The sequence below is a fragment of the Pseudomonas farris genome (assembly GCF_019145235.1).
GTDB classification, from domain to species: Bacteria; Pseudomonadota; Gammaproteobacteria; order Pseudomonadales; family Pseudomonadaceae; genus Aquipseudomonas; species Aquipseudomonas farris.
This window is the reverse complement of sequence record NZ_JAHSTV010000006.1, coordinates 125435-145428: the sequence shown is the minus strand read 5'-3', so window position 1 is coordinate 145428 and position 19994 is coordinate 125435. Positions and strand designations below refer to the sequence as shown.

The window sequence follows — 19994 nt, the reverse complement described above, 5'->3', positions numbered from 1 at the left end:
ACATGATCAAGGACATGGAATACAACCAGGACGACAAAACCGTCCTGCTCGACCGCCAGGGCCACGGCCCGGCGTCGAGTCCGCTGACTGACTTCGCTGCTCCGCCGCGTTTCGAACAGCTGGAAGAGCGGATGATCTACGCCGCGCGTTTGCGCCCGGCCGAAGCGTTCAACATCAGCCTCAATTCGCTGGTGGCGGCGGCGTCCGAGCTGCTGTCGGAAGTGGTGCGCCTCAAGCACAGCGACACCCGCGAAGACATGTACGCGCTCAACGAACGACTGACCGCCGGGCTCAAGCTGTTTGAAGTGCGTGCGCTGCACAACGGCGCTGAAAGCAGCCAGGTGATGGCCGCCCGCTACGTGCTCTGCACCGTGGTCGACGAAGCCGTCGTGACCACACCGTGGGGCAACGAAAGCGAGTGGTCGCAGATGAGCCTGCTCAGCAGCTTCCACAACGAAACTTTCGGTGGCGAGAAGTTTTTCCAGCTGCTGGATCGCCTGTCGAAAAACCCGGTCAAGCACCTGCCGATGCTGGAGCTGATGTACCTGTGCCTGTCCCTCGGTTTCGAAGGCAAATACCGGGTGCAAGCCCGAGGCATGCTCGAGCTTGAAGGCATCCGCGACGCCTTGTATCGGCAGATTCGTCAACTGCGCGGCGACGTGCCTCGTGAGCTGTCGCCGCATTGGGAAGGCTTGAACGATCAGCGCCGCAGCCTGGTGCGCATCGTGCCGGCGTGGATGGTGGTGCTGTTCACCGTGGTCTGCCTGGTGGTGATGTATTCGGGCTTCGCCTGGGTACTGGGCGAGCAACGCGAAACCGTTTTGCAACCTTATCAGCAGTTAGACCCGACTGCGGTTCAGCCGCAGTCGCAGCCGTAAACAGGGACGTGTGATGAAAAAGTTTTTCAAGAAAGTCGGCGCATTCCTGTGCCAGACCTGGGTCTGGACCCTGCTGCTGGTGCTGTTTGTCGCGCTGCTGGTGTGGTTCGTCGGGCCGCTGCTGGCGGTCAATGACTACAAGTTCTGGGAGGGTTCGACCTCCCGCCTGCTGACCATCAGTGTGCTGTTCCTGATCTGGGGCCTGACCATGGTCTTCGTCAGCTGGCGCGCCGGTGTGCGCAAAAAAGCCATCGAAGAAACCGAAGATGGCCAGGACCGTATCCGCCGTGAAGAGCTGATCGACGAAGAGCAGAAAGAGCTTCGCCTCCGCTTCAAGGATGCGTTGAAAACCCTGAAGACCTCTAGCCTGTATCGCGGCCGCAGCGAGCGCTGGCGCAGTGATTTGCCGTGGTACTTGCTGATCGGCCCGCAGGGCAGCGGCAAGACCAGCTTGCTGGACTTCTCGGGCCTTGAGTTTCCGATCAACAAGATCGACCGCAAACTCACCCGCGACACCCTCGGCACTCGTCATTGCGACTGGTACTTCGCCGACCATGGCGTGCTGATCGACACCGCCGGACGTTACCTGACCCAGCCGGATGCCGAAGTCGATGGCAGCGCCTGGAGCACCTTGCTCGACCTGCTGCGCAAGCGCCGCCGCAACCGTCCGTTGAACGGCGTGCTGGTGACCATCCCGGTGGAAACACTGCTGGGTGGCAGCGAGCAAGACCTCGACACCCTGGCGCGCCAGGTGCGTGCGCGTCTGCAAGACGTGCATCAGAAACTCCACGTCGATGTGCCGATTTATCTGGTGTTGAGCAAGGCCGATCGCCTGCTCGGTTTCGACGAATTCTTCGATCAACTGACCCGCGAAGAAAGCGATCAGGTCCTCGGCACCAGCTTCCGCAAAGAGCAGAGCGGTACCGACGTGGCCGTGTTGCGCGCCGAGTTCGAAGAGCTGCTGCGTCGCCTGAACAGCCAGGTGATCATGCGCATGCACCAGGAGCGCGACACCCAGCGCCGTGGTCGCATCCTCGACTTCCCGCATCAACTGGGGCAGATCGGCGAGCGCTTGTGCCTGTTCGTCGACATGGCGTTCACCGGCAACCGCTATCAGCGCGTCAGCCAGTTGCGCGGTTTCTACCTGACCAGCGCACCGCACCTGACCCAAGAGATGGACCAGACCACCGCCGGCATCGGCGCGAACCTGGGCATGAACGCTGGCGTGCTGCCGACCCTGCGCAGTGGCCGTTCGCGGTTCATTCACCATTTGCTCAGCCGGGTGATTTTCCCCGAGGCCGATCTGGCCGGTCTGGACAAGCGCGAGCGCAGCCGCATCCATTGGGGCCAACGCGCCCTCTACGTTGGTGCACTGGCGGCACTGGCGCTATTCGGCATGCTGTGGGCTGGCGGTTTCTCGGCCAACTATGAGCGTCTGGAAAACCTGCGTTCACTGGCACAAAACTGGAATCTGCAACGCTCGGCCCTGACTGCGCGTGATGACTCCATGGCGGTGCTCAAGACCCTCGACACCAGTTACGCGGCGACTCAGGTCTTCCCGAACAAAGGTGACGTGTCGTACCACGAGCGCGGCGGTCTGTACCAAGGCGAAGACGCCAATCCGGTGGTCAAGAACGCCTACGAGCGAGAGCTTGAAGCGCAGTTGCTGCCACGGGTTGCAACGCTGCTGGAAGGGCAGATCCGCGCCAACATGAAGGACCGCGAACGCCTGCTCAACAGCCTGCGTGCGTACCTGATGTTGAACATGAAGGATCGCCGCGATGCTACGTGGCTCAAGGATTGGGTCGCCACTGACTGGTCCCTGCGTTACGCCGGCAACACCGCGGTGCAGAACGGCTTGAATACCCACTTCGAGCGTTTGCTCAAGCAGCCGTTTATCTACCCGCTGAACGATCAACTGGTGACGCAGGCGCGTCAGGTGCTGCGCAGCGAGTCGCTGGCCAACGTGGTTTACCGGATGCTGCGCGAGCAGGCTCGCAATCTGCCGGAATACCGTTTCAGCCAACACTTGGGCCCACAGGGTGCGCTGTTTGTCGGCACCGATTACGTGATTCCAGGGTTCTACACCCAGCAGGGTTATCAGCAGTACTTCTCGATCCAGGGCACTGCGCTGGTTACCGATATTCTGCGTGACAACTGGGTGCTGGGCGAAGGCTCGGGTATCAGCGGCATGGACCTGCGTCGCCTGATGGTCGAACTGGAGCAGTTGTACTTCCGCGACTACGCCAACTTCTGGAGCGAAGCGGTCGGCCAGGTTGCCTTGCCACCGATCAACGACGCTGGTGAAGGCGCCGAGCAACTGGCTGGCCTGACTTCTGCCAACTCCCCAGTGCTGCAACTGCTGGTGGAAGTGCGTGAGAACACCCGTTTCCCGGTCATCGCAGACAGCGCAGATGAAGCCGCTGAAGCGGCAGAAAAACTGGGCGAGAAGGGTGGCAAGTTGGGCAAACTCGCTGCAGCTGCCGCGGACAAAGCGTCGGACATGGCCAAGAACTTGCCCGACACCGCGAAGAAATCCCTGCAACGTCGCTTCGAACCGCTGCACCGTTTGCTGGATGACAACAACGGCCCGGCCGCTGATTTGACCCCGGCCCTGCAAGCACTCAACGACCTGCAACTGCAACTGTCGAGCCTGGCCCGTGCCAGCGCGCCAGAGCAGGCTGCGTTCGAAATGGCCAAGACCCGTATGAGCGGCCAGCGCGATGCGCTGAGCAACTTGCGCAACGCGTCGAACCGTCTGCCGCGCCCGGTAAGCGTGTGGTTCAACGTGCTGGCCGAAGACACCTGGCGTCTGGTGCTCAACGATGCTTACCAGTACCTGAACCAGCGTTATCAGAGCGAGCTGTACAGCTTCTACGGCAAGGCGATCAACAAGCGTTACCCGTTCAGTGCCCACAGCACCAGCGACGTGGCGATCAGCGACTTCCGCGAGTTCTTCAAAGCCCAAGGCATCGCCGACCGCTTCTTCGAGAACTACATGCGTCCGTTCGTGAGTGGCGATCCAGGCAATTACCGCCTGCGCAGCATTGACGGTCACAGCATGCCGATCTCCAAGGTCTACCTCGACCAGATGGCCGCGGCACAAGTGATCCGTCAGAGCTTCTTCGCCAGCAACCCGGCCGAGCCGCAAGTGCAGTTCAAACTGGAGCCGTACACCCTCGACCCGGCTGTCAGTCGTTCCGAGTTCAAGTTCGGCGACAAGACCATTGAATACCGTCACGGCCCGATCGTGCCGGTGTCGTTCAAATGGCCGACCGATGCTGAAGACGGTCGCACCAGCCTGGTCCTCGACAAAATGGCCGGCCGTCCGATCGGCATCGAGAAGAACTCCGGCCCATGGTCGCTGTTCCGTCTGTTTGACCTGATGCAGACCGAGTACCTGACCGGTCTCGACGTGTTGGTGCTCAAGGCTGACGTGGGTGGCCTGCGCGCCAACTACTTGCTGTCGAGCCAGCGCACGCCGAACCCGTTCGACATGGGCGTGCTGCGCACTTTCCGTATGCCGGTGCAGCTCTGATGCTGGTTGCCAGTCCCTGGCGCAGCGCTGCGCGTACCGATCCGGGCAAGGTTCGGGCGCGCAACGAAGATGCTTTTCTTGACTGTCCACAGCAGGGGCTGTGGGTGGTCGCGGACGGCATGGGCGGTCATCAGGGTGGCGACATCGCTAGCCAGTTGATCGTCGCCAGCCTGGCGGAATTGCCGGTGCAGGATGACTTCGACGAGCGACTCAAAGGTATTCGCCAGTGCCTGCACTGGCTCAACCGCCGCTTGGGTCAGGAGTTGACCGTCACCGCCGGGCGCCATGACAGCATCATGGGCAGCACCGTGGTGGCGCTGCTGGTGGAAGGCAATCGCGCGGCCTGTATCTGGGCCGGCGACAGCCGCTGCTACCTGTGGCGCGACCAGCGTTTGTATCAGCTGTCCAAGGACCATTCGCTGCAACAGCAACTGATCGACGAGCAGAACATGAGTGTCGAAGACGCTCGTGCGCATCCTGCCGCTCATGCGCTGACCCGTGCGGTCGGCGCTGCCGAGCAACTGACCTTGGACGTGCTCGAACTCGAGGTCTATCCCGGCGATGCGTTTCTATTGTGCAGCGACGGTTTGTATCAAGGGCTGAGCAGCGATGCCCTGGGCAACGCCCTGAGCCTGACCGCGCCACATGTTGCGCTGGAGCGTCTGTTCGACGGCGCGCTGCGTGGCTCGGCCCGGGACAACCTGACTGCCGTGGTGATCCGCCAATGACTGAATTCATGCCACTGATCGACGACCTGCTGGTGACTGAGGAAGAAGCCAATAACCTGACTTACTTCGCCTTCGCCAAGCCTTTAAACGGAAAGCCTCTAAACGGAAAGCCGCATAAGGCTGAGCCTGCGCTGGCCCCGACCAAGGCCAGCGTCGGTGTGCTGCCCGACGTGCTGGCGGGGCGTTACCGCATCGAACGCCTGCTCGGTGCCGGTGGCATGGGCGCGGTTTACCGTGCACGGGATCTGCTGAGTGAGCAGTTCGGCGATCCCGACCCTTACATCGCGCTGAAAATCCTCAGCGAAGAATTTGCCGAATCGCCGGACGCCAGTGCCTTGCTCTACAGCGAGTTCGCCCTGACCCGACGACTGCGCCACGACAACGTGCTGCGACCGCACACCTTTGAAGTGGACACCGACTGCCAGCGCGCCTTCATCACCATGGAACTCATGCGTGGGCTGACCCTGGACAAATTACTCTGCGAGCGGCCCCTGGGCCTGCCGTGGAAAGAACTGCGTGACATTGCGCTGCCGCTGCTCGACGCGCTGGCCTACGCCCACGCTCGCGGCGTGCTGCACGGCGATATAAAGCCAAGCAACGTGATGCTCAGCGAAGAGGGCGTGCGCCTGTTTGACTTCGGCCTCGGCCAGGCGGGAGAGGGCATCTTGCCCGGCCTGCCGCACCTGAGCCGCAACCGCTTCAACGCCTGGACCCCCGGCTACGCCGCCCCCGAACTGCTCGAAGGCCAGACGCTGTCGGCCAGCGCGGACGTGTACGGCGTGGCCTGTGTGATCTACGAACTGGCGGGCGGCAAACACCCGTTCCGCCGCTTGCCCTCGACCGAGGCCCGCGCCGGGTACCTCGACCGAGAGCTGCACCCACCAAAGAATCTACCGAAACACTGCTGGCCAGCCCTGCACAAGGCGCTGGCTTTCGATGCGGCAGATCGAACGATCACTGCCGCCCAACTGCGTGACGCTATGGGCGCCACATCGTCTTGGCTGCAACGTCTGCGACTCCGGGCGTAACGGATGACTACCGAACAGGGAGCAAGCAATGTTCAACTCAGCTAACGAAACGCATTTCAGCCTCACAGTCGAAGACTATGCCGGCGACCTGCAAGTGCTGTCGTTCGCCGGCACTGAAGGCATCAGCCAGCCGTATCGCTTCGACCTGGAACTGGTCAGCGAAAATCCGGACCTGGACCTGGAAAAGCTCCTGCACAAACAGGCGTTCCTCGCATTCGACCCGAAGGGTTCCGGCATCCACGGCCAGATCTACCGCGTCGCCCAAGGCGATACCGGCAAACGCCTGACCCGCTACAAAGTCTCCCTGGTGCCGCAGCTGCAGTACCTGCATCACCGCACCAACCAGCGCATCTACCAGCAGATGTCGGCGCCGAAAATCATCGCGCTGATCCTCGAAGAACACGGCATCAAAGGCAACGCCTACAAATTCCAGTTGAGCCAGCCGTGCCCGGACCGCGATTACTGCGTGCAATACGACGAAACCGACCTGCACTTCGTCCAGCGCCTGTGCGAAGAAGAAGGCATTCACTACCACTTCCAGCACACCTCCAAAGGTCATTTATTGGTATTCGGTGACGATCAAACGGTGTTCCCGAAACTCGGCCAGCCCACCGCCTACGTCCAAGGCAGCGGCATGGTCGCCGACGAACCCGTGATCAAAGGCTTCAAACTGCGTCTGGAAACCCGCACCAGTCGGACTACTCGCCGCGACTACGACTTTGAAAAACCGCGTCTGCAACTGGAAGCTGCCTATAAACCTGATGTTCAGAGCGAAGAGCCGGACCTCGAAGACTACGACTACCCCGGCCGCTTCCTCGACCGCGCACGCGGCAAATTCCTCAGCCAGCGCGCCTTGGAACGCCACCGCGCCGACTACCAGCAAGCCGAAGGCCACGGCGACCAGACCACCCTCGTCAGCGGTCACTTCCTGGAAATCTCCGACCACCCGCGCACCGAGTGGAACGACCTCTGGCTGCTCACCGAAGTCGTCCACGAAGGCAAACAGCCGCAAGTGCTCGAAGAAGGCGTGACCAGCGACACCACCGACAACAAAGACGACTTCCACCAGGGCTACCGCAACCGCTTCCTCGCCACCCCATGGGCCGTGTTCTACCGCCCGGCCCTGGAACACCCCAAACCCCGCGTGCTCGGTAGCCAGACCGCCATGGTCACCGGCCCCAAAGGCGAAGAAATCCACTGCGACCAATACGGCCGCATCAAAGTGCAATTTCACTGGGACCGCGAAGGTTTGGCTGATGACAAAACCAGCTGCTGGATGCGCGTTTCTTCGAGTTGGGCGGGTGATCGATATGGCGCCGTCGCCATTCCGCGTATCGGTATGGAAGTGCTCGTCACCTTCCTCGAAGGCGACCCCGACCAGCCGTTGGTAACCGGGTGCCTGTATCACAAGGAAAACCTCGTTCCCTACGACCTGCCGGCGAACAAGACGCGCACCGTGTTCAAAACCCTCAGCTCACCGGGGGGCGGCGGGTTCAATGAGCTGCGGATTGAAGACAAGAAAGGCGCGGAGCAGATCTTTATCCATGCCCAGCGGGATTGGGATGAAAACATTGAGCATGACCAGAGGATTCGGGTGGGGAATGAACGCCACGATACCGTGGAGAAGAACACCTACACCGAGCTGAAGGCTGAAGAACACCGCACCACCATCGCCGACCGCAAGACTGAAGTGCGGATGGATGATCACCTGACCATTGGGCAGAACCAGCATGTGAAGTTGGGGACTGCGCAGTTGACCAGTGCGGGGAAAGAGATTCACCTCAAGGCTGGGGACAAGATTGTTATCGAAGCTGGAATGGAGCTCACGGTCAAGGCCGGTGGGAGCTTTATCAAGCTCGATGCCGGTGGTGTGACGGTTGTTGGGCCGGTGGTGAAGATTAATGCGGGTGGGTCGGCGGGGAATGGGACCGGGATTGGGATTAAGCCACCAGTGCTGCCGGGGGCGGCGGATAAGGATAAGGCGGGGAGTTTGATGGATCAGGCGTTGGGGAATGCGGTGCCTGAGAAGGTTAAGCCAACTATCGATTACCCGTTCTCGTTATGAATGGACGTATAAGCATCAATATGAACAAGGATTTTTCAGAATGATCATTAGCCCTCCCTTTATTCCAGCTCCAGTTGCGGGAGAGACCGACGAGGCCTTCCTGGCGCGCGCCATGGTGGGTGGTGTTCCTGGTGATGGTGGTTATCCGCTGAGTTTTGACCTGAATTGGCATGGCGGCATCCATTTGACTGCTCCCCAAGAGGGGGGGCGAGTATTGCCTGTGAGAGCAATATGCGATGGGACATTGGTGTATTTCCGCGACTCGGTTCCTGAGAGCGCAGACTCGGCTCATCCGCTAAATTTCCGTGGGGGATGGACTGATAAAGGTTGTGTGGTCCTGCGTCATGAGACTGAAATTGGCGAGGAAGAACAGTCGAAAGTAGTCTTCTATTCGATCTATATGCACCTATCGAAGATCAGTCTGAATGGCCCACAGATAGGAAAAGTGATCAGCAGAAAAGACGCCATTGGTGAAGCAGGCAGTATTTACGGAAGCAAGGGGCGGATTCATTTTGAAGTTATTGCGGATCAAAGTCAGATAGCCAATTTGACGGGTAGGGATACTCTCGACCTCAAATATCAAGCACAAAATGGGCGAAAAAATAGCTGCTGGGGGGATATGTACTTTTTCGTACCACCGGAAGTTTTGCTTTACAGCGCCCCTCCTAATGACCGCCGACAACCACTAAACAATGCTGCGGTAGCCTATCGGCCTCCGGTCATGCCCGTGACCGTGCCGATCCAGGAAGGTGGCAGCACAGCATCGTCTTCAGATTCTTCCGCTACAGTGGACGGATATGAACCTGCAGTAGCATCCATGCTTCAAGAAGGTATCTACGTGCGCATGCGTTACGAAAAAGGCGAATGCAAATTGACTTCCTTTTATTTGAGTGGACAGGAAATTGGCACTCAACCGGAGGATGCTGAGTATGCGTACAAACTTTACGACAAGGCTAAGCAGTACTACCCACAGTCTCCTAGTGCGGGGTATGAGTTGCTACGGTTTGGGCGTGTACTAGGACCTGATACTCTCCAGCCTGTTGATGCCGCACATTGGCGCCAAATCAAGTTTCCTGGGAAGGCAGGAGAACAGAGTAAGGCAGGTTGGGTAAACTTGAATGCCGACAGCGTGACTAAATTCAGCGATGCAGATTTCCCTCATTGGCAGGGGTGGCGCTTGGTTGATGACGATATGGATACAGATAGTCATTGCCAGTCGGATTTCATTAAGAGCCTCTTTGGTTTGGGGACAGAGACGGTTAAACATGACGCTGGTGATGCTGTTAGCATTGCGAACTCACCGGGTTACGCAGTTCTTTCAGCTGAAGAAAAACAAAATTTGTCAGAGCGTTACACAAATGAGCGTCAGTTGAGTATGTCTCGATTACGTTCGGATGATACACAGCAACTTCTAAAGCGCCTTATATGCAAGTTTCCAACCGAATGGACGGCGAACGACTTTGATACCCGTTATGGCTGGTTGCTGAAAGTAGGAGATGGTGGGCCGATGCCTCAGGAGCAATATGAAAAAATCAAAAGCCACCAGAAAGAATTAGCATTCTGGGAGCTAGCTAATTTGACTGGTATCGAAAGTAAACACTGGCACTTTCCTCCGCTTGAATTTGTTCGCGTATTCAGATCGTGCGGTTGGCTTAGTAGTGATGAACTGGCAAATGTTCTCAAGCCTTCTGATGCACTTGGAAGGCAACGCGCTGCTGGTTTAAGAGTTCAAATGAATAGGATGCTTTCGAAATACTTGATCAGCAGTTCAAAACTTAGAATGGCTCATTTTTTCTCTCAAGTCGGAATAGAAACAGGGTGGTGGAGGTATCGAGAGGAAATCGGCGGCACACGATACTTCCGAACAATGTATGAGGTTATTACGCCAGCTGAAGCTGGAGAAGATTATGATAACGCTGTTACTAGAGTGCGTAATCTACCATCCGGTCGTCGGCCAGTAGAACTTCCCAACCCTGGACCAAATCCAAAGCCAACAATTAACCGAGCTGGTTATATGGCAGCGCGTCCTGGCCAAGTATTAACTAAGGCTGCTGGGATGGGCAATGGAGTGGCAAACGCCGCGAATGGTGGTATGGCAGGTGATGGTGACAGATTTCATGGTCGTGGCTTTCTGCAAATTACGGGAAGAAAAAACTATACGAGCTATGAAAAATACCGAGGGAAAGATTTCACAACTGATCCCCATTCGGCACTTCTCGCCACAGATGATTACAATGCTTGCGATGCATCTGGTTTCTTTTGGGTGAGGGAGAAAATCAGTAAACACGCGGATGGTGGCCCAAGCTCATCTGTTTCAACTGTAGTTGGCTCCGTCATTAATAGAGGTAACCCCAATAGTACTCCAGAACACAATGCCGAAAGGCAAAATGCACTTGTGCCTATGTGGAGCGTGTTAAGTGACAAAATATAGAATCAACTTCTCTGTGTTAGGGGTGTTCTGCGTCGCGCTTGTTTCAACTTCAGTATTTGCTGAAGCGCAGCATTGTGCATTTGATGATTTGAGATTTAAGCTTGAGGTAGTTAGTTGTGCGTCGAAGGATAGTCTGAGTATATTGAAATTGGCGCCGTCCGGTCAGCCTTCTTATGAAACAAATCTTGAAAATCTTCCAACATATATTGTAAGTGGCAGTGACCTGGGTTTGGTGTTGAAGGCTGTGGGGAATGGCGCACAGTCACGATACAATAACTTGATTGAGTTACCCTATCCAGAAGCGATTTTGCACTACAATGATGCGTCCGCTGCGGCGAAACTGAAGTTGTCGGAAACTGGTTGGAAGTTGTTGGATATGAAGGATTTCGTATATGAGGGGCAGGGTGGGGAGGAAGGAGCAGGCGTAGTTTGCAGTACTCTTGAAAAACAGATGGACTCAAAGTATGTAGTTGTTTCGCAGTGTAATGCGTTTTATGAGGCTGATATATCGGATTTTAAAGTGTTGCTTGGATTGATAGAAGAAAAATGGGGCAGGTTTATTTATGATTAGATTTGTTGCTTGTGTGGATGTGGTCGCCAATAAATAAATTAGCCCGCCTTGTAGTCTTTTTTGCGGGTTTTCCTCTTTCTGATGGGTGGGTCGTGCGCGTTCTAAATTTATTTTATGTTTTTGCCCTAGTGTTGACTTCAGTCTCTGCTCGAGCAGAGGGCACTATGGTCGCAACTGTACTCCAGGCTGATTTTGCTCGTGATCCTGAAGTCCGGTTGCTAGTAAGGGTTGCGGATGTCGGTGGAGGCGAAGTTTCGGCGCCAATGGCGAGCCGTAGCAATAAAATGAAATGGGGACAGACCACGTTTCAATAATGATCTGAAAAACGTGGTCTGTCTCCGTTCCCTCCCCCGCGACGCTCGCTTTGTCGAAGGCTACGCACAGTGCCTGGCAGGACAACAGGCCGGTTAACGGCGACAAGGAATACTCAATGAATCAGCTTTTTTTCGCTGGCGGCCTGTCATTGCTGCTCTCGTCCCCGGCTTTCGCTGCGCCAGCGGATGCTTATACCCAGCGCGATGTCATGCAGTGTGGCGGCGTCGAAGTGGTGCTGGTCTCGTCTTGCCGAACAGTAACGGTGGAAGACACGGAAACCAATGTCATCCCGGTCTGTTCCGACCAGACAATCAACATCGGCGGCAAAGTACTTCGGCGTGATATCGGCAAAGTTTTACAGCGCACGTCCGACGGTGCGAAGACGAAGATGTTGAACAACGTGGTGGTGGCGATGGATTGCGTGAAAGGAACCAAGGGCAGCCTGGTTTCAATTGGCGGTTATGGCGGATGCGGATCCTGCCCTGAATGGCGCGGGTACTACTCGACGGCCGGACGGTTAGAGCATTACAGCTACAGCAATAGCTATCGGTCGTTTGGTTCGAAAGGCTCCTGGGAAGAGCTTATCAAGGCTTACGGTGTCACAAAGAGACAGCTGCAGGAAGAAAGTCCTGCGGTTAAAAGGATCAACTATGAGCGGCCTTAAGTCGGCGGCGCAAGTCTTTGAAGAATGATCAGCTCGTGGATCAACAGGGAAGTGAATGGAAGTGGCCAGGTTTTTTAGTTGTGTGTGCGTACTTGTATCAATCATCGGTTTTGCATCACAACCGGTGTCAGTCAATGACCTACAAACCATCGATCAAATGCATCCATCGGTGGTGGCTTCGGTGGGTGAGCAGAAAATCACGGTATTTTTCTTGCAGAACACGCTCAAAGGTCAGACGACAGGCGCGTACGTACCCAATGGTGAAGTTTTCTACGCAACGATGAGTGCTACAAAACCAGAACTCACTTATGTAGCGCCGGTCATTGGCGAACAGATAGTGTCGGTGTTCTTCTTCGAGCGTAAATTTCCTGAGCGAGCGGGGAAGTCCCTGTATGTGCTCACGAAAAACAAGGAGTCGGCCCGTTTCGAGGGCTACTCCTATTCGACGCTGGAGTTACCACTGATTAAGGACGGGGATCAGTTGTCGTTGCGGTTTTTTCGCGGTGACCCGCCAGATCCCGAATTGCAGGACTGTCGCGATGGGCGAGACCTGGAAGCGGGCGTAGATGTTGAATGTGCTTACAAGGATGCGGCGAGTATTAAAAAGCGTCTGGCAGACTTGGATGCAAAGATTATTGCGGATTCAAAAGTGGGACATGGCATCAACCAGGATCCGCGCAACATGAGTAATTCGGCCAATGTCACTTGTCCTTCGACCGAGTTCTCAACATTCCTCACAGCCTTTTCCGAACGTGCAGACGTGCAAAAAGCGTTCGTCCAACAGCCTCTGCAACTGGCCACGACCGTGGCAGGTGATCCGGAGCCCGAGTTGCAAAAAAGCAGCGTCAGCGGTGACCAGATCAAGTTTCCACTCATTCCGGATCGCGTGAAACGCGAAGCCCAAGGGCTGACGTTGACCGTCAAGCAGGAGCAGGGCAACCAGGCCACGGCGATTCTGCAGAAGCCGGATACCGATTATGTATTCGAGTATCGGTTTGTTCGTGGGCAGTGTTGGCGTCTTGAAGAGGTGACGGATTATTCGCTTTAGAAACGCCCGGGAGCATGGGTATGGACGTTTTCAACAGAGCGAGATCAGAGAGATTTGTGAAGAAGTTTTTTTTGATGCTGTTGTTGGTGTTGCCGTTGACGGCCCGCAGTGAGGTCACAACACAGGTTTCTTGTTTCCGTTCGCTGGAAGGCAAAAACATCAATTTCGAATTCAGAACCTATTACGACTCGATCACCCAATGGAGCGGCGCGGGGGTTAGGTATAGCAAGTCGAAGAAGGCCATTCCTCTCGTCTATCGGAACACTGAGGAAGAAGTCATGACGGAGGGCGGGCCTTATCAGTTCACGACGACTTGGGTGGAGGTTTCTGACGGTGTGGTGACGGGGGAGTATGAAAGGGCGACTCAGGGGGCTCGGGTAAACTCGATGTACTACACGAATTACAAATCCGGTAAGAGGTATTCGTTCGATCAAGATATCAGCATGGAGGCGTCACCAGAGACAGGCTGTCAGTGGTGAGTCGAGATCATTGAGAAAGGGGACTCAACGTCCCCTTTTTCTTTCTGTGGTCCCTTTATGCCTTCGCCCGATACTCCGCTGGATTCGGCGAATCAATATGATCCAGTGCTCTCTCCACCAACAACTGCACCCCATCCGCCATTCTGCTGAGCGCCAGGGCGACTGAGCGGCGGGTGCCGTCGATGTCATCAGCTAGGTCGGCAGCGATGGCGCTGATGGACTTCAGGTCTTCGGAGGCGTTGGCCAGGAGGGCTTCGGTGTCGATATCGGGGGAGACTGTGAAGAGTTTGCCTTTACGCTTGGGTTTTTCGTTAGGCGGTGGGGCGAAATGGTGGTCGAGGGCGCGTTCGGCGGCTTCGTGGAGTTTTTTCGAATCGAAGGATTCGTAGGGGGATGTGGCTGGGTTTTCGGGAGGATTCGGTGTTGGCTTGATCATTAAGTGTTACTCCATGATTTAAGGAGCTGACACCATTTCGCGTGCACTTCGAAAGAGGTGGCAGCTGTGTATAGGTGTGCAAGACCGGTGGAGTCACCCGGCAGACCCGAAGGTCTCCCATACACAGCCGCCATAACGATTCGCGAGCATAGGAAAACGCTCGATGAATTGCCATAACCGAATGTGTACTCCACCGGACTTGCACGTCCGAATCACCGATTTTGCGGTGACGAACAGAGGTTATCGGTGATGGCCCAAGCCGCCTAGTTCATGAACAGCCCGGCGTTTTGAAGGAAATTTCCCAGAGGTTTGAGGGCATCAAGATCAAAAGATCGCAGCCTTCGGCAGCTCCTACAGAATGTGTTTCTTCAGGTGTAGGGCGGGTGTTGGGTGTGACGCGGAGCGCCACGGGATGCAATCCCACGCAGGAGCGTGGGAACGATTAAGGTAGAGGCGGGAAAGCGTGACTTGGCGGTCATCATGCGGGAAAAGCGGTTCATCTTCTTCTAACGCAACCCGACAGTGGCGTTCTGGCTTGAAGCCGCTACACTGCGCCGGCCGTTCATTTTTCTCTTGAGGCTGTGCGCATGAAATTTCGTTTTCTTCTGTGGATGCTGGGTTTGTTGATGGGTAAGGCCAGTCGGACTAATCCTGCGTTTCAGCAGCAGTTGGGTGACAAGGAGCTTGTATTCCAATTACAGACCCTGGACGGGAAAGTGGCGCGGCATTTCTTTGTGAAGGACCAGCGCATTACCAGCAAGTCGGGCGTGTATGCCGAGCCGACGTTTGCGATTGCATTTAAGGACGCGGCGTATGGCTTTGCCACGATGCAGGCGAAGAACAAGCAGTTGGCGTTTATGACGGGGATCCAAGACAAGTCGATTCAGATCAAGGGCAACCCGGCATTGGTGATCTGGTTTCAGGGGTTGACCAAGTATTTGAAGCCGCGGAAGGCCAAGCCTAAGGCATAAGTCTTTGAGGTGGCTCGCCGGGATTTTTCGAGAGCAAGCTAGCCTCTTCAGCCATCCGACTCAGGAGGCCCGTGGGCGTCGAGTGGCTGGGTCCGGTATGTCTTGTAGATCTGCTGGACTTGCGGGTTGTCCAGGTTCTCGTAGGTGATGTCTTCCTTGTCCAGGCCATCCAGGCCTCTGATACCACCGATGGTCTCTGGCCACTCGTCACGACTGGATATATCGACTACGAACGGGTTGAGGTAGTTATCGAGATGCCTCTCGCGAGGCTCTCGGATCTCATCGCTGAGTGCCCGCAGGTAGTCGTCTTTGCTTGTCCTTGACCAATCGATGGCGAACTCGGCTCGATAACAGAGTTCCATGAAGACTAATAGAATCGTGCGCCCATTGCCGTCCAGGAAGGGGTGTGCGAAAGCCAGCTGACCCATCACTCCGCCGGGATGGGCTCTAAAGCGTTTCTTGTCTGCTGCTAGCTTTAGCGCATAGTCGATAGACATTTTGATGGAGTCCGGGCGCTCGAAGATGGTGCTGTGGGGATCGTCGAGGGAACCTTTGAAGACTGCCAGGTGAGGGACAAGCTCGTTCCGGTCTTTTCCTGCCCAGTGATAGAAGCCGGAGAACAGGATTTCGTGAACTTTGAGTACAGTCTTGTAATCGATTGGCTTTTTTTTAGCCAAATAGGCAAGCGCATCTTCGATACTCAATTCGAACGAAAGATGCTCTGACTCTTTTACTTCAGTGGGATCTTTCAGTTGCAGCGAGTTTTGAAGATATCCAGCAGTTTCGAAGTCGCCGAACGGATCAAAAGTCATGCGCTACGTTTCTGTGCACGCCTTTCCTGAAGATAGCGCCCTTGAAGCGCCAGGATTTCAGACTTGCTCAGAACGCCTTTTCTCTTGAGATTGACGAGCAACTGTTCGATGCCATCCAACTCGACGACATCGCCAGCCAAACGGGTAATGCTCACGGCCATACGACTCATGCCGTCACGTTCAGCAGTGACCTTGTTTTCTTTCGCAAGCTTACGAACTTGGCTTGCAACACTGACAGCAGCTGTTTGGGTCATCGGAAAGCCCTCTATTTGCCGTCAAATCATAGCAGGGCGCTTGCTTCCTGTCGTCGTTGGCTCAAAGGCCAAAATCTGTGGAAACAGGGCAATATTTGCAACCGAACAGGCCCAGAGTGGTGTATCTGGCTTACTTTTGGGTTGAAACAAGGGTTGCTGCGTGCTACAGGGATTTAGGTGATCCCTGTAGCAGCGTGGCTTGCCCGCGATGCTTTTAGGCTTGGCTGAATTGCGAGGCGAGTTCGCGCAGCAGGACTTCGGCTTCGAGGACTTTGCTGACGACATCATTGGCTTTGTCGCGGCTCAGGCCAACACGTTCCAGCAACGCATCCGGAATGTCTTCATCCGGCCCAGAGCCGATGCCGCGGCTGCGCAGCAGGCGTACGGCCAGGCAGACGAGGTTCGGGTATTCGGCGTAGTCGCCGTCGTAGTTTGGGTCGTGCTGGAAGCGCAGGGCGGTGGCCAGTTCTTCTGGCATGTCCCAGTAGCGCATCAGCCATGAGCCGATCTGTTCGCGGCTGATGCCGAGCAGGTGTTGCTCGACGTAGCTGTGGCACAGGTGCGGGTTGACCTCCAGGTGGCGGCAGATCAGCGAGAAGTGCGGCGGGAACACATGGGCCAGCAGCAGGTAGCCGAAGTTGTGCAGCAGGCCGGCGAGGTAGGTCAGGCCGGCTTCCGGGCGCTGGGCGCGGGGCATGGCGCGGGTCAGGCCTTCGATGACGGCGGCGGTGTAGATCGATTGCTGCCAGTACGGCGTGGTGTGTTGCGGGTGGTCTTTGGGCAGGCTCAGGGTTTTGCCCAGCGCCAGGCCCAGCGCCAGATTGATCACCAGGTCGAAACCCAGTACCCGGACGATGGCGTCTTCCACTGAACGAATCTTGCCCGGCGAGGCGTAGTACGGCGACGCTGCCCAGCTGACGACTTGCGCGGCCAGGGCCGGGTCGGTTTCAACCACGCCGGTGATGTCGTCGATGGTGGCGTTGGGGTCGACGCGCAGTTTGATGATTTTCTGCGCGGTTTCGGCCAGCGGCGGAATCTCGATGGTCTCTTCCAGACGTTGCTGGATCCGCCGCGCGGTGAACGCTTGCACGGCCTGGGTGATTTCCTCGCGGTCATCGTTGGGGCGGTCGAGGTTTGGGCGGATGCGGTTCACGGCTTCGCCGAAGTTACCGGCGCTGGCCTTGGTCAGCATGGTTTTGAAAGCGTCGCTGGAGATTTCCAGCAGCACCCCCGGCTCGCCCGAGTTGATCAGCAACGTCGGTTCGCGCAGCAGGCTTTCTTCATACAGGCACGGCGAGCTGGTAAGTGCCGGCAGGCCGGGCAGCAGGCTCAGGCTGTGTTTGCCGAGCATTTTTACCAGACGTTCGGTGGATACAGCAGTCAACCGGCGGCCAGTGAGTTCGGCGAGGCGGTTGAGGTCCAGCAATTGGCTCTGGGGGAACAGCACCATGAGCGTGCCGACGGCATCGTCCAGCAAAACTGCCTGCACTTTACGCGCGGCGTTCAGGCCGTGATGGTCGAGGACTTCTTCGTAGGCGATGCCCAGCTTGCCGAGCATCAGCCGAATAACAGACGGAGCGTGCGGGGTTTCGGGGGCGAGGGCAGCTTCTGTCATGGTCTGTATCCGTTTGCAAACAATTGCAGGAGTATAACCAGCTTGTTTAAAGCCAGGGTCCAGAAACTGCGGCAGTGCTCACACTTGGCCGTATTGCTGCCCATGGCGTAGCCAGCGGTCGAGCAGCGGGCTGACGTGATCCGGCCAACGCTCGAGCAAGGCCTGAGCAGCGTCGCGCACAGCGGGTAATAAATCGGCGTCGCGCATCAGGTCCGCGACCTTGAATTGCAGCAGACCGGTCTGGCGCGTGCCGAGCATTTCGCCGGGGCCGCGCAGTTCGAGGTCTTTTTCGGCGATGACAAAACCGTCGTTGGTTTCGCGCATGATGCCCAGCCGCTGACGGCCGATCTGCGACAGCGGCGGATGGTAAAGCAGCACGCAATGGCTGACGGCGCTGCCCCGACCGACACGGCCACGCAGTTGGTGCAGTTGCGCGAGGCCGAGGCGCTCCGGGTTTTCGATGATCATCAGGCTGGCATTGGGCACGTCGACGCCGACTTCGATCACGGTGGTGGCGACCAGCAGTTGCAGGTTGCCGGCCTTGAACTCGGCCATCACCGCGGCTTTCTCGGCGGGCTTCATGCGGCCGTGGATCAGCCCGACCTTCAACTCGCCGAGGGCGGCGGTGAGGTCTTCAAAAGTGGTTTCGGCAGCCTGACAGGTCAGCTCTTCAGACTCTTCGATCAGCGTGCACACCCAATAAGCCTGACGCCCTTCGGCACAAGCGCCGCGCACGCGTTCGATCACTTCGACGCGCCGGGTGTCGGTGACCAGCACCGTGTTTACGGGCGTACGGCCGGGCGGCAGTTCGTCGAGGATCGAGGTGTCGAGGTCGGCGTAGGCGCTCATGGCCAGCGTCCGGGGAATCGGTGTGGCGGTCATGATCAGCTGATGTGGACACATCCGCCCGCCGACGCCTTTCTGCCGTAATGCCAGGCGCTGCTGCACGCCGAAGCGGTGTTGTTCGTCGATGATCGCCAGCGCCAGGTTCTTGAACTGCACCTCTTCCTGAAACAGCGCGTGGGTGCCGACCACCATCGGCGTACCGCTGGCGATTTGCTCCAGCGCGGCGACGCGGTTTTTGCCCTTGAGCTTGCCGGCCAGCCACGCGACTTCAATGCCCAGCGGTTCGAGCCAGCGCTTGAAGGTGATGAAGTGCTGCTCGGCGAGAATCTCGGTGGGCGCCATTAATGCGACCTGATAACCGGCCTCCAGCGCTTGCAGCGCGGCGAGGGCAGCGACCACGGTTTTGCCGGCGCCCACATCGCCCTGAATCAGCCGCAACATGGGCTCATGCTGACTGAGGTCGTAAGCGATTTCGTTGCCGACCCGTTGCTGGGCGCCGGTCGGCGTGAAGCCGAGGTTGGCCAAATACTGAACGGGTAGCTTCGTGGCTTTTGGCATTGCCGGGGCACGCAGGGCACGCATGCTCTCGCGCAGGCGCTGCTGGGACAGTTGATGGGTCAGCAGTTCTTCGAAGGCCAGCCGATGCTGCGCCCAGTGATGACCGAGGGCGAGTTCGTCGACGTCGGCATCGGCGGGCGGGTGATGCAGGTAACGGATCGCATCGGCCAGCGGCGCCAGTTGATAGTCCCGGGCCAGTTCGGTCGGCAGCCAGTCGGGCAGGCTGCTGGGGCCGAGCAGGGTCAGGGTTTGCATGCACAACTGGCGCAAGCGCTGCTGGGTCAGGCCTTCGGTGAGCGGGTAGACCGGGGTCAGGGTTTCATCCACCGGCGGCGGCTCGTCGCCGGTGATGGCGCGGTATTCCGGGTGGTAGATCTCCAGCCCCGACGCACCGGGCCGCGCTTCGCCGTAGCAACGAATGCGCGTGCCGCGTTTGAGGCCTTCTTTCTGGGCGTTGCTGAAATGATAGAAGCGCAGGCTGAGCCCGCCGGTGCCGTCCTGCAGACGGACAACCAGGCTGCGGCGTCGGCCCATGACCACGTCGGCGCCGCTGATGGTGCCTTCGATCACGGCGTCTTGCCCGGGTCGCAAATGGCCGATCGGGACCACGCGGGTGCGGTCCTGATAACGCAGCGGCAGGTGGAACAGCACGTCCTGGAGATTCTCCAGACCGACCTTGGCCAGTTTCTCGGCCATGGCTTCGCCGACACCCTTGAGTGCCGTCACCGACACTTGCGACAACTCGGTCATGGCAGCG

The 19994-nt window shown here is 57.4% G+C and carries 16 protein-coding genes; 11 read left to right on the top strand and 5 right to left on the bottom strand.

The features are described 5' to 3' along the window. Nucleotides 1-2: 2 nt before the first annotated feature. The 10 genes from icmH to KVG95_RS14260 all read left to right on the top strand — a co-directional run bounded on the left by icmH (nt 3) and on the right by KVG95_RS14260 (nt 13745). Nucleotides 3-878 (top strand): type IVB secretion system protein IcmH/DotU, encoded by an 876-nt coding sequence (icmH, locus tag KVG95_RS14305; protein ID WP_217856884.1) that lies wholly within the window; start codon nt 3-5, stop codon nt 876-878. A gap of 13 nt (nt 879-891) precedes the next feature. Beyond that, nucleotides 892-4416: a type VI secretion system membrane subunit TssM gene (gene tssM, locus KVG95_RS14300; protein ID WP_217856883.1), complete on the top strand. Its 3525-nt coding sequence runs from the start codon at nt 892-894 to the stop codon at nt 4414-4416. Then, the gene (locus KVG95_RS14295; RefSeq protein ID WP_217856882.1) at nt 4416-5144 is read left to right on the top strand and encodes a PP2C family protein-serine/threonine phosphatase; all 729 of its coding nucleotides are present in this window, start codon (nt 4416-4418) and stop codon (nt 5142-5144) included. The genes tssM and KVG95_RS14295 overlap by 1 nt, the downstream gene beginning before the upstream one ends. Beyond that, nucleotides 5141-6172, top strand: a complete 1032-nt coding sequence (locus KVG95_RS14290) for a serine/threonine-protein kinase (RefSeq protein ID WP_217856881.1) — start codon at nt 5141-5143, stop codon at nt 6170-6172. The genes KVG95_RS14295 and KVG95_RS14290 overlap by 4 nt, the downstream gene beginning before the upstream one ends. A gap of 28 nt (nt 6173-6200) precedes the next feature. Beyond that, complete coding sequence (locus tag KVG95_RS14285) at nt 6201-8237, top strand: type VI secretion system Vgr family protein (protein ID WP_217856880.1); 2037 nt, start codon at nt 6201-6203, stop codon at nt 8235-8237. A 40-nt stretch (nt 8238-8277) separates the two neighbouring features. Next, nucleotides 8278-10668, top strand: coding sequence for a M23 family metallopeptidase (locus KVG95_RS14280; protein ID WP_217856879.1), 2391 nt, complete (start codon nt 8278-8280; stop codon nt 10666-10668). After that, nucleotides 10655-11239, top strand: a complete 585-nt coding sequence (locus KVG95_RS14275) for a hypothetical protein (protein WP_217856878.1) — start codon at nt 10655-10657, stop codon at nt 11237-11239. Before KVG95_RS14280 ends, KVG95_RS14275 begins: the two co-directional genes overlap by 14 nt. A gap of 430 nt (nt 11240-11669) precedes the next feature. Further along, on the top strand, nt 11670-12218 hold the full coding sequence (locus KVG95_RS14270) for a hypothetical protein (protein ID WP_217856877.1): 549 nt from the start codon (nt 11670-11672) through the stop codon (nt 12216-12218). A gap of 55 nt (nt 12219-12273) precedes the next feature. Further along, nucleotides 12274-13266, top strand: coding sequence for a hypothetical protein (locus KVG95_RS14265; RefSeq protein ID WP_217856876.1), 993 nt, complete (start codon nt 12274-12276; stop codon nt 13264-13266). Between the two features lie 20 nt (nt 13267-13286). Further along, nucleotides 13287-13745 carry a hypothetical protein gene (locus KVG95_RS14260; protein ID WP_437180795.1) on the top strand — a complete coding sequence of 153 codons (459 nt, stop codon included), beginning with the start codon at nt 13287-13289 and terminating at the stop codon, nt 13743-13745. 55 nt (nt 13746-13800) lie between these two features. Here the strand turns inward: KVG95_RS14260 and KVG95_RS14255 are convergent, their stop codons facing one another. Beyond that, nucleotides 13801-14181, bottom strand: a complete 381-nt coding sequence (locus KVG95_RS14255; RefSeq protein WP_217856875.1) for a DUF6124 family protein — start codon at nt 14179-14181, stop codon at nt 13801-13803. 587 nt (nt 14182-14768) lie between these two features. On the opposite strand from KVG95_RS14255, the gene KVG95_RS14250 reads away from it, so the two are divergent. Continuing rightward, nucleotides 14769-15152 (top strand): helicase, encoded by a 384-nt coding sequence (locus KVG95_RS14250; RefSeq protein ID WP_217856874.1) that lies wholly within the window; start codon nt 14769-14771, stop codon nt 15150-15152. A gap of 47 nt (nt 15153-15199) precedes the next feature. Here the strand turns inward: KVG95_RS14250 and KVG95_RS14245 are convergent, their stop codons facing one another. From KVG95_RS14245 to recG, 4 genes are all read right to left on the bottom strand, one after another. Then, the gene (locus KVG95_RS14245) at nt 15200-15964 is read right to left on the bottom strand and encodes a Fic family protein (RefSeq protein WP_217856873.1); all 765 of its coding nucleotides are present in this window, start codon (nt 15962-15964) and stop codon (nt 15200-15202) included. After that, nucleotides 15961-16218 carry a hypothetical protein gene (locus KVG95_RS14240; RefSeq protein ID WP_217856872.1) on the bottom strand — a complete coding sequence of 86 codons (258 nt, stop codon included), beginning with the start codon at nt 16216-16218 and terminating at the stop codon, nt 15961-15963. The genes KVG95_RS14245 and KVG95_RS14240 overlap by 4 nt, the downstream gene beginning before the upstream one ends. Before the next feature lie 214 nt (nt 16219-16432). Then, nucleotides 16433-17833 (bottom strand): aminoacyl-tRNA deacylase and HDOD domain-containing protein, encoded by a 1401-nt coding sequence (locus tag KVG95_RS14235; protein WP_217856871.1) that lies wholly within the window; start codon nt 17831-17833, stop codon nt 16433-16435. Between the two features lie 78 nt (nt 17834-17911). Next, a complete protein-coding gene (gene recG, locus KVG95_RS14230; RefSeq protein ID WP_217856870.1) occupies nt 17912-19987 on the bottom strand; it encodes an ATP-dependent DNA helicase RecG in 2076 nt (691 codons plus the stop codon). Between the last annotated feature and the right edge of the window lie 7 nt (nt 19988-19994).

Excerpts from the sequence above, each read along its gene's own strand:
- icmH (WP_217856884.1), top strand. The coding sequence starts at position 3 with ATGATCAAGGACATGGAATACAACCAGGACGACAAAACCGTCCTGCTC.
- tssM (WP_217856883.1), top strand. The coding sequence starts at position 892 with ATGAAAAAGTTTTTCAAGAAAGTCGGCGCATTCCTGTGCCAGACCTGG.
- KVG95_RS14295 (WP_217856882.1), top strand. The coding sequence starts at position 4,416 with ATGCTGGTTGCCAGTCCCTGGCGCAGCGCTGCGCGTACCGATCCGGGC.
- KVG95_RS14290 (WP_217856881.1), top strand. The coding sequence starts at position 5,141 with ATGACTGAATTCATGCCACTGATCGACGACCTGCTGGTGACTGAGGAA.
- KVG95_RS14285 (WP_217856880.1), top strand. The coding sequence starts at position 6,201 with ATGTTCAACTCAGCTAACGAAACGCATTTCAGCCTCACAGTCGAAGAC.
- KVG95_RS14280 (WP_217856879.1), top strand. The coding sequence starts at position 8,278 with ATGATCATTAGCCCTCCCTTTATTCCAGCTCCAGTTGCGGGAGAGACC.
- KVG95_RS14270 (WP_217856877.1), top strand. The coding sequence starts at position 11,670 with ATGAATCAGCTTTTTTTCGCTGGCGGCCTGTCATTGCTGCTCTCGTCC.
- KVG95_RS14265 (WP_217856876.1), top strand. The coding sequence starts at position 12,274 with ATGGAAGTGGCCAGGTTTTTTAGTTGTGTGTGCGTACTTGTATCAATC.
- KVG95_RS14260 (WP_437180795.1), top strand. The coding sequence starts at position 13,287 with ATGGACGTTTTCAACAGAGCGAGATCAGAGAGATTTGTGAAGAAGTTT.
- KVG95_RS14255 (WP_217856875.1), bottom strand. The coding sequence starts at position 14,181 with ATGATCAAGCCAACACCGAATCCTCCCGAAAACCCAGCCACATCCCCC.
- KVG95_RS14250 (WP_217856874.1), top strand. The coding sequence starts at position 14,769 with ATGAAATTTCGTTTTCTTCTGTGGATGCTGGGTTTGTTGATGGGTAAG.
- KVG95_RS14245 (WP_217856873.1), bottom strand. The coding sequence starts at position 15,964 with ATGACTTTTGATCCGTTCGGCGACTTCGAAACTGCTGGATATCTTCAA.
- KVG95_RS14240 (WP_217856872.1), bottom strand. The coding sequence starts at position 16,218 with ATGACCCAAACAGCTGCTGTCAGTGTTGCAAGCCAAGTTCGTAAGCTT.
- KVG95_RS14235 (WP_217856871.1), bottom strand. The coding sequence starts at position 17,833 with ATGACAGAAGCTGCCCTCGCCCCCGAAACCCCGCACGCTCCGTCTGTT.
- recG (WP_217856870.1), bottom strand. The coding sequence starts at position 19,987 with ATGACCGAGTTGTCGCAAGTGTCGGTGACGGCACTCAAGGGTGTCGGC.